The organism is Actinocrinis sp. (genome assembly GCF_035938995.1).
GTDB lineage: Bacteria > Actinomycetota > Actinomycetes > Streptomycetales > Catenulisporaceae > DASZGI01.
On record NZ_DASZGI010000005.1, the window covers coordinates 1 to 3557 of the forward strand.

The 3557-nt window shown below is 70.8% G+C and carries 3 protein-coding genes; 2 read left to right on the forward strand and 1 reads right to left on the reverse strand.

Annotated features, from left to right (window positions below; translation table 11 throughout):
- The first annotated feature begins 22 nt into the window (after positions 1 to 22).
- Positions 23 to 790 (forward strand): PASTA domain-containing protein, encoded by a 768-nt coding sequence (locus VGZ32_RS00330; RefSeq protein WP_326883693.1) that lies wholly within the window; start codon positions 23 to 25, stop codon positions 788 to 790.
- Here VGZ32_RS00330 and VGZ32_RS00335 read toward each other — a convergent pair.
- A complete protein-coding gene (locus VGZ32_RS00335) occupies positions 768 to 2276 on the reverse strand; it encodes an MFS transporter (RefSeq protein WP_326883694.1) in 1509 nt (502 codons plus the stop codon). The two genes, VGZ32_RS00330 and VGZ32_RS00335, sit on opposite strands and share 23 nt — an antisense overlap.
- A 601-nt stretch (positions 2277 to 2877) precedes the next feature.
- On the opposite strand from VGZ32_RS00335, the gene VGZ32_RS00340 reads away from it, so the two are divergent.
- Positions 2878 to 3557: GPR1/FUN34/YaaH family transporter (locus tag VGZ32_RS00340; protein WP_326883695.1), on the forward strand; the 680-nt coding region annotated here is incomplete at its 3' end.

The window sequence follows — 3557 nt, forward strand, 5'->3', positions numbered from 1 at the left end:
GGTGTCAGGTTACCCTGACGGCATGAACCACGAGGAGCGGGGACCATGGCACGAAATCCGGCAGGCGTTGAATCGGCTGGAGGGGTGGCACCGCGGCGCGGCGCCGCCGCACGCCGATGATCAAGACGACGGCGACGAAGCGCTCAGGGCGCTCGCGGACGGCGGCCTGATCCGGCGGATGCTGGACGAATTCGAGTTCGAGGCGGTGCGGACCGCGCGCAAGCACGGGAAGTCGTGGGCTGAGATCGCGGTGAAGCTGGGCGTGACGCGCCAGTCGGCCTGGGAACGGTGGCGCGACGTGGACGACGCGGCCGGGCCGGCCCAGGCGGCGCGTCCGGCGCGGCGCGGTGCCGAGGACCCGCTGGCGCAGGTGGCGTCCGACATGGTCGACCAGATGCTGACCGAGGCGACGGCGGTGCCGCATCCGCTGTCCGAGGCGGCGTTGTCCGGGCGCACCTCGCCCGGTGTCTGGCGCAGGCGCTCCACGGTCAAGGTGCCCGATGTGGTCGGAATGGGCAGGGACCGGGCTCGCGCCGCGCTGAACAGCCACGGCCTGTTCGCCGTGGGACCCGACCCCGACGGTCCGCCCCTGGACGCGGTGGGCGAGCCGGAGGACGTGGTCCTTGATCAGAGTCCTGAATCCGGTGCGAAGGTGCCGAAAGGCACCCCGGTGGTGCTCTGGATCGATCGTCGTGGCGGCTCCGGGGTGCGTGAACCGCGTCGCCCGGCGCCGGATCCCAAGAGCGCCCGCGCCATGCGTGACGAGACTACGGACGAGGCAGTGGGCTGACAGCCCTGCGCGTACGCCAGGCCACGACGGCCGCGAGTGCGGCGGCCGCGGCGGCGGTCAGCATCGCGTCACGGTCGCCGGTCGCGCTGCCGGCCCGGCCACTGTGGTCGGCGGCCTGGGCCACCGCGGGCAGCAGCGCCGCGCCGATCGCCGCACCGACCTGGCGGCCGGTGTTGATCACGCCGCCGACCAGGCCCTGCTCGTCGTCCGCGGCGGCCTGGCTGGCAATGACCATCGTGCCGAACGCCGTCCCCGCGGTGCCGAAGCCGACGATCATCACCGCCGCGAACAGCGGGCTGTATCCGCCGCCCGACGGCAGGCGGCTGAGAATCAAGAACCCCGCCGCGGCCATGCCGCTGGTGAGGACGAGCACCCGGGACACGCCGACGCGCCGGGCGAGCCTGGCTCCGAAGGCGCCCGCGGTGAAACCGATCACGCCCTGCGGGGCGATCGCCAGCCCGGTGACGAGCGGCGACTCGTGCAGGACCTGCTGGAAGTAGAGGGAGAGCACGATCATCTCGCCGCCGTTCCACAGGCCCAGCAGCAGGTTCATCACGCCGGCCTTGCGCAGGCCCGGCTCACGCAGCAGGTCGAAGCGGATCAACGGGTCCTGATGCCGCCACTCGAGTGCGAAGAGCGCGACGGCCGAAGTGGCACTGACCAGCAGCGCTGTGAGTATTCGCGCGTTGGTCCAGCCGAGCGCGTCCACCTGCGAGACGGCGTAGACGAGCGCTGCGACGACGAGAGTGATCAGGGCTGCGCCTCCGCCGTCGATCCGCCGTGAGCCGCTGAGCGGAGCGGATCGGCCGAGCAGGCGCGGAGCGAGGAGCACGGCCGCGATGCCGACCGGCACGTTGACCAGGAACACGGCGCGCCAGCTGGTGAACTCGACCAGCACGCCGCCGAGCACCTGCCCGGCCACGAAGCCGATCGAGGCGGTCGCGCCGTACATGCCGAGCGCGCGGTTGCGCTGCGATCCGGCCGGAAAGCCGGTCGTGATCAGCGAGAGGGCGGAGGGCGCGACCAGCGCGCCGCCCATGCCCTGCACCGCGCGCGAGGCGACGAGCAGCACCTGATCGTGGGCGAGGCCGCCGGACAGCGAGGAGGCCGTGAAGACCAGCAGCCCGGCCAGGAAGACGCGGCGTCGCCCGAACAGGTCCGCGGCGCGTCCGCCGAGGATCAGCAGGCCGCCGAACGTGATCGCGTATGCGGTCACGATCCACTGCACGGCGGAGGTGGAAAAGCCGAGCTCGCGCTGGATCGAGGGCAAGGCGACGTTGACGATGCTGAAGTCGAGCACGACCATGAACGCCGCCGAGAGGATCAACACGAGGGCTGGGCCGCTGACCGTCTGGGGTGGGAAGTGGCGCGGCTCGGCGTGCCCGGTCGGGTCGGCGGTTTGGGCTGGGAGGCGGCGCGGTTCGCCGCGCTCGGTCTCGGAGGCGGCTTGCGCGGTCGGACGCGGAGCGGAGTCGGGTTCGGGCACCGATGCGATTCGCGCGGGTGCGGTCGCGCGCGGAGCCACCCCGCGAGGCTCCGCTTCCGAAGCGGTGTGCCGGTTCTCGAGATCTTCGGTCGTCGTTGCGCTCGGCATCATGTTCACCCTTTGCCTGACTCGTTCCAGATGCCGGTCGCCGTTGACCTCACGAGAAACTGAACGCCCAGTTTAGTAATGACAATCTCGCTGTGCCGCTGTCTATTCCCGTGGGCATCAGCCGGCCTGGCCGTCCAGGCGGCGGTCGATCTCGGCGGCCATCGTCGCGCAGTCCGTCGCCGGGCGGGGCGCAGCCGGTGCGGCTCCTCATAGCGCGAGCGCCCGGGGCTTACGCCATCCGGGCGATATAGGGCCTGGACGCTGACCGCAGAAACGGATACTTTCTATCCGATCTATCACTATTCTAGTGCGCCGCCACAACACGCGAACGCTTCGACAAGTGCTCTGGCGTGGGCTGATTCCCTTCTCGGCATACTCGCGTAAGCGGATATCTCATATCCTGGAATGCACTTGACGGATCAGCTTGCGTGGTCGACGCTACCGAACGTTCGGTCGGCACAGTCGCAACAACATCCAACGAAGGGTGGTTGTCATGACCGTTGCATCTGCCTCACCGGCATCGTCCGGTTCCTCAGCCTTGCCGGCCCCGTCCGCAGCGGGCGGCGCGCCCGTCGCCGCGACTCTGCCGCGGGCCGGCCACGCCCTGCCGGTCGGGGCCGCGGGCTTCGCCTGGTGTTCGCTTGCGTTGGGGCTGTCCACCGCTGGGGTGATGAACGCGTCCGGCAGCTCCGTGATCCTGAGTGGGACGTTCTTCTACGGCGGGATCGTCCAGCTGGTCGCGGGGTTCTTCGCGCTGGCCGCGGGCGCCACGTTCGCTGCCGCTTTCCTGACCGCATACGGCGCCTTCTGGCTGGGGTACACCGCGATCGAGGTGTACGTGGCCCCGCACATCGTGGCCTCCGTGCTCGCCTCCGCCGCGCCGGGCACCGCGAAGTCCGCCCTGGCGGCCCAGGCGGGGCACGACGTCGTGCAGGCGCTCGGGGTGTTCCTGGTCGCCTGGCTGGTCGTGACCGTGATCTTCACCGTCGCGAGCCTGGGCACCAACGCGGTCACGCTCACCGCCTTCGGCCTGCTCAACCTCGTCATCGTGCTGCTGGTCGTCGCGTACCTGGGCGCGAGCAGCGCGGGCGCGCCGGTCACCGGGGCGCTGCACGCGGCCGGGTGGGCCGAGATCGTGCTCGCGGGGGTGGCGTTCTACATCGTGCTGGCGGA